General features: G+C 34.8%; 5 protein-coding genes. 2 read left to right on the top strand and 3 right to left on the bottom strand.

Annotation, left to right across the window (positions count from 1 at the left end; genetic code table 11):
* Positions 1-441 (bottom strand): DUF6503 family protein (locus WBN20_RS04920; RefSeq protein WP_424280915.1); only part of this gene is annotated, 441 nt, incomplete at its 3' end.
* A 100-nt stretch (positions 442-541) separates the two neighbouring features.
* On the opposite strand from WBN20_RS04920, the gene WBN20_RS04915 reads away from it, so the two are divergent.
* A complete protein-coding gene (locus WBN20_RS04915) occupies positions 542-2,317 on the top strand; it encodes a Na/Pi cotransporter family protein (RefSeq protein WP_424280914.1) in 1,776 nt (591 codons plus the stop codon).
* A 47-nt stretch (positions 2,318-2,364) separates the two neighbouring features.
* Here WBN20_RS04915 and WBN20_RS04910 read toward each other — a convergent pair whose 3' ends face one another.
* Complete coding sequence (locus WBN20_RS04910) at positions 2,365-4,626, bottom strand: anion permease (protein ID WP_424271300.1); 2,262 nt, start codon at positions 4,624-4,626, stop codon at positions 2,365-2,367.
* A 501-nt stretch (positions 4,627-5,127) separates the two neighbouring features.
* Here WBN20_RS04910 and WBN20_RS04905 point away from each other — a divergent pair.
* Positions 5,128-5,487: a toxin-antitoxin system YwqK family antitoxin gene (locus WBN20_RS04905; RefSeq protein WP_424271301.1), complete on the top strand. Its 360-nt coding sequence runs from the start codon at positions 5,128-5,130 to the stop codon at positions 5,485-5,487.
* 73 nt (positions 5,488-5,560) lie between these two features.
* On the opposite strand, the gene WBN20_RS04900 is transcribed toward WBN20_RS04905, so the two are convergent.
* Positions 5,561-5,962: a carboxypeptidase-like regulatory domain-containing protein gene (locus tag WBN20_RS04900; RefSeq protein ID WP_424280913.1), complete on the bottom strand. Its 402-nt coding sequence runs from the start codon at positions 5,960-5,962 to the stop codon at positions 5,561-5,563.
* Between the last annotated feature and the right edge of the window lie 38 nt (positions 5,963-6,000).

Genomic DNA, 6,000 nt, shown 5'->3' with positions numbered 1-6,000 from the left:
GTATACTTTTGGATCTAATATGGTTCCCGGGTCTTTTAGTTTCATAGGCAGGCCGTATAAATAGGTGTAATAGTTTTTAATGTTCCGGGCACGTTCACAAGTTAATCTGTGTTTTTTAGTTTCTTCTTCAGATATTGTATTTGAGCCATTAAGCAGAAGTTTACAGTCCTGTTTGCTTAATATTTGTTCTGTTGTCGTATTATCTTTTTTAGTAACTAATTTAAAATATTGTTGCGGCAGATCAATAGTTATCTCACTTAACCTATCGCTGTTGTTAGGGGTTTTCATGGTAATGAAAAGCTCTCCGCTAAAATCCTCCCAGTTTCCTTGCGGATCGTGATAGGCTATCGCTTTGTTCAGCAGTTGGGTGGCAGTAAGGTTCTGTCCAAAAATGATAGTCGTATTCAAAGCAAAAACTAATAGTAAGAAAACTTTGGTCATGATTTGATTATTTTCTGTATAAAGAAATACAATGTCTTAAATTAACTTAGAATTTACAATTTGTTTACTTAAATTTAAATATTATACTTGCGACAGATAGATGAATTACGGATTTACCGATATTTTAGAATTGATTGGCTCCCTGGGGTTATTTCTCTTTGGGATGAAAGTAATGAGTGATGCCTTGTTAAGGCTGGCCGGAAATAAAATGCGGTCTATTCTTGCAACCATGACTTCTAACCGGTTTTTAGGTATAATAACCGGGTTTCTCATTACATCTGTAATACAATCTTCCTCCGCCACTACGCTTATGGTAGTAAGTTTTTCAAATGCTTCTTTGCTAACTTTGCCGGAGGCCATAAGTGTAATCATGGGGGCCAATATAGGTACTACCATTACGGCATGGTTAATTACACTCCTGGGTTTTAAGGTAAGCATGAGTTCTATAGCACTTCCTTTAGTAGGCTTTGGGTTTTTGTTTACGTTTTCAAAGAAGGACAATACAAAAAACTGGGGTGAGTTTATCATAGGATTTGCAATTCTTTTTATAGGGTTACAATTTTTAAAGGATGCAATGCCTGATATTAATGAGAACCCCCAAATCCTGGAATTTCTTTCAAGGTACACGAATGCAGGATTTTGGTCGGTACTTCTTTTTTTGTTTATTGGTACAATACTTACCCTGATCATTCAATCTTCCAGTGCAACTATGGCACTTACTTTAATAATGACAGCACAGGGCTGGATCCCTTTTGAAATGGCTGCCGCCATGGTTTTAGGCGAAAATATTGGCACAACCATAACGGCAAATATTGCGGCAATTATTGGCAATTACCAGGCAAAAAGAACGGCAAGGGCCCATTTTATTTTTAATGTTTTGGGCGTAATCTGGATGCTGGCTTTGTTCTATCCATTTTTACAGTTAATAAGCTGGATGGTTCAGAAATTAGGGTCTGCATCCCCATTTGTTACTGCTGCCGCTGTGCCGGTTGCTCTTTCTTTATTCCACACGGTATTCAATGTTCTGAATACATTTATATTGGTTTGGTTTATTAAGCCTATTGCCCGATTGGTAGAAAAAATGGTGCCTGAAACTATTACCCCGGAAAAGGACATAGAAGTACCAAAATATTTGGAAAGGAAAATGCTGCAATATCCGGAGACGGCTATTGCCACTCTGTTTAAAGAGACAGATTATTTATTCAAGAACGCAATTTTTGAAATTGTAACTCATGCCTTGAATATTCATCGCGGGGATATTTTGTCTGATTTAAAGGCTAAAAAAGTTATTAAAAAATCTGTGGAAGATTTTAAGATAGATGTGAGGGCCTTATATCTGTCTAAGGTAAAGACTATTTATGGTGAAATTATTAAATACGCTACCATGGCTCAAAGTATATTAAAGCTAACTGAAGACCAGAATAGACGAATTATGCAAATTAAACTGGCTAACAGGAAGATGGTAGAAATTCTCCGAAATGTAGGTGAATTAAGCCGGAATGTTTCAAAATATTTGGAATCGGATAATGCATATATTAAAAAGAGATATGATAATTATAGAAAGATAGCTATATCGGTATTAAGGGTTATATTTTTATTTAAAGATGAACTTAAAAAAGAGGAATTCCATGAACAGTTAACGGCTCTAATTAGCAAAGTTCAAAATAATATGGAAAAACAAAATATTGAAATTGATAGACTTATTAGGGAAGATCTTATAACCACAGATATGGCATCATCCCTGGTTAATGATCACGACAACGTTGAAATTCTAATAGAGAAACTAATAGAGGTTGCTCAAATCTTATATGTATCCTCAGATCCATTATTAAATGAGTTACCTGAAGAAACCAGTTTGAGCGATAACGCTGCTTAATTGGGTCAACTTCTTTTTTACTGTTGTTTTTAAAGATATTTGGCTTATTAAATAGCTGCCGGCGTAACGTTTTTGTCGTATTGTTGGTAATATATTTCCAATAAATTTAGGGTCGCGGTTACTAGGTCTTTGGTCTCAGTTAAAAGATTAAAATACAAAGTCGTATTTTTTGGACTGGATTCTTCTGTCCTCGTTCTTGTAATTTGTCTTGTAATTTTTTGTGTCAACAAATTAAATATATGCTCTTTATGTGTCAACACTTCCCCGATTTTCTCGAATGCCCGATCTTCAAAAGCATTTTTGGTTTTATCAAAAAGTGATTCAATTTCTAAATCCAGCTCTTTCAATTCTTTTATCTGGCTGTAGGTGAGTTTTTTATGATTATTATTAACATGCTTATGGCTAATCTTTCCAATATATTCAAGTGATTGAGCCATATCCTGTAGATAGTCCAAAATGTTTAAATAAAAATTACTGGCACCAATACTGTTCTCATCCAGGTTCTTTATAAAATAGAATATATTATCCCTGAGATCATCTATTTCAGCCGAAAGTTTTAAAACTTGTTTCTTACTTTTCTTTAGCAATTCCAAATCATGTCTTGCAAGTCCATCTATTGCATTTGTATATATTTTATTGCTACGCTTAATAACACCGGTTATATTATCCGCACTTTCCTGAATTACACCTTGAATGGAACTGCTCTCAGCTCTTCTTAGGCCATATTCCAACTTGGCAATTCTGTTAGATTTCCTGTGAATCAAATAATTTCTAGTTATTAGAATTGCTGCAAATAACAATAGAAATCCAACTGCAATAATACCGCCAAAATGGATTATTACTGCCACTAGAGCCGCTGCCGTAAATGCAATAATTGCGGTTAGGAACCAACCACCAATTACATTAAATACGCCTGCAACCCTGTACACGGCGCTTTCTGTACCCCAGGCGCGATCGGCTAGTGAAGTCCCCATAGCCACCATAAAGGTCACATAAGTCGTAGAAAGGGGTAATTTCATTGAGGTAGCAATGGAAATCAAAACACTTGCCACCATAAGATTAACGGCGGCGCGAACCAGGTCGAAGGCGGGTAAATCCTTAACCTTACTTGTTAATGAATAATCATAGGTTTGGGCGAATTGCTGATTTACTTTTTTTTGTAAACTTTCAGGGAAAATGCCATTTACTTTATCAAAAACCTTAATAGAATACTTGACAACCTGTCTGGACAAGAAGTTTGGTTGAAATTTTTCTTCACCCTGATTCTGTCTTGAAAGATCAACGCTTGTTTTTACCACATTCCTAGCTTTGGAAGAAAACCACAGCGTAATTACCATAATAATTCCTGCCAGAAGCAAAAGCATCACGGGAGTTCGAACCGCAGCGGCCAGGCTTTCCATGGTATATTCTGATGCCGGAATTCCGCTTCCCTGCCAATCCTGGTAAGACTGCAGCGCAGCAATTGGAACACCAATGAAATTTACCAAATCATTTCCCGCAAAAGCCATGGCCAGAGCAAATGTGCCTACAACAATAATTACCGTATAAATATTCCATTTAAACACATCCGTGAAAATACGGGATATAATGGACCAAAAAATTAAATTTGCCAGTATAAATAGTTCAGGTTGCTGGGCAACATAATCTGTAATTATTCCACCAAAAAGATTCGCGCTTTTCAGTCCTTTTATGAGGATAAAGTACACAATAGCTGTTAATGCAATACCGCCAAAAATTGCCCCACGCCATTTGGGTTTGTCTTCAAATTTGAAAGTTATCAGCAATCGGGCAATAAACTGTATAAGAGCTCCAATAGTAAAGGCTACTATAACGGATAGAATAATACCCAGGATAATTTCCGTGGCTTTATCGGTATTTATATACATGCTCAAATCTGCGAAATTTCCATCCGCTGACCATATTTTGAGAAGGGATATAGCCACAGCAGCTCCTAATAATTCAAACACAATAGAAACTGTAGTAGATGTGGGCATACCCAGTGTATTAAAGAAATCCAATAATAGGATATCGGTAATCATGACTGCCATAAATATTATTATAATTTCAGCAAAGACGAATTCACTTGGGTTGAAGATACCCTTTCGTGCTACTTCCATCATTCCACTTGAAGACATTGCACCAAATGCAATACCAACACTAGCTACTATCATAATAGTTTTAAAAGAAATGGCTTTGGATCCAATAGCGGAATTGAGAAAATTTACAGCATCATTACTAACCCCTACTATAAGATCTGCAATGGCCAGGACGGCTAATGCTATTATCATTATCAAGTAAATATCATTCATTATGGGCTAGAAGAATTAATTGGCAAATATCCTAAGTATGTATTTTTGGGGTGTTATCTTAAGGTTATTATTTATATTAAAAATGGAGCTGCATCTTTATTACATATAATATAACATCCATTCCCAAGTCTATTGCAAAGCAAATATAATCTTTTGAAGTTTTAATTTGTTGCCGATAAGATACACAAATAGACCTAAAAAAGATGATTTTTTAGTATTGATGCCTCTCATTTTCCAATTACAATTTGTGGATATATGCTCTTTGCGATTTTTAATTTGATTAGTCCCACCATTAGTTAGACTTTATCGACTTTCCTTTATCAGCGCGTAAATGTCAGTAAATACAAAACATGTATTAATATGTTGCACAGAAAGTAAGCTCATAAAATACTATAAATCAATACGTTTCGTTATCTATGTAAATTTAATGTTAAGTAATAGTTGATTTAAAGTTAAAAATTATTATCTTTGAATTATAGTAAATTATGAAAGGAAGTAATCATGAAAAAAACAATTATATTATTAGCGGTGGCATTTACCACAGTATTTGTCTATGGGCAGGATAAGAAAGTACAGAAATTTAATGAAGAGACCAACTTAATTGAAGTTATGGACTATCATGCTAACGGAATAATCAGCCAGGAAGGGACCTTTAATTTAAAAGGCGAATTGCATGGCGAGTGGATTAGTTATGATGCTTTAGGAAATAAGATATCTCAGGGCAGTTATGAAAATGGAGATAAGTCCGGTAAGTGGCTTTTTTGGTCAAATAATACTATGAAAGAAGTGCAATACAGCAATAATGAAATTGCCAGTATTAACGGAATACAGAATTCTAAAGGTGTGGCTGCTAAGAATTAATAGTCCATTCTATCAGTTAAAATAAAACATCCCGCATAAAGCGGGATGTTTTATTTAACACCAAAAATATTTGTTACTTACGCGAACTTTGTTCAGAACTGGCAGTAATGTATACCGGTTCTTCTGATACTCTTTGCAAACGAGCAATATCCTGAAGACTTATTTTTTTAGTTTCGAGACCATTAATTATCTGAGTAGTTTTATTTTCCTCAATAATGATGGGTACTTCTATAGTCTCATATCCCAAATAACTTACTACCAAGGTATACTCACCAGGATTAATATTATCAATTTCAAAATTTCCGTGAAAATTAGTCTGAACGGTAGTTGGCGTATTTTTGATATTTATGTTAGCGAATAATAAGGGTTCATTATTCATTTCTTTGTCTAAAATAGTTCCTGCAACAGCTCCCTGTTGTTGTGAAAACATCAGTGTTGTAATGAATAGTGAAAATACCAATGCTAAATTTTTCATTGATTAATTTATTTGTGACACAAAGGAAACATGTCAAT

This window comes from Eudoraea sp. (genome assembly GCF_049665975.1).
Classification (GTDB): domain Bacteria; phylum Bacteroidota; class Bacteroidia; order Flavobacteriales; family Flavobacteriaceae; genus Eudoraea.
This window is presented reverse-complemented; position numbering and strand designations above follow the sequence as displayed.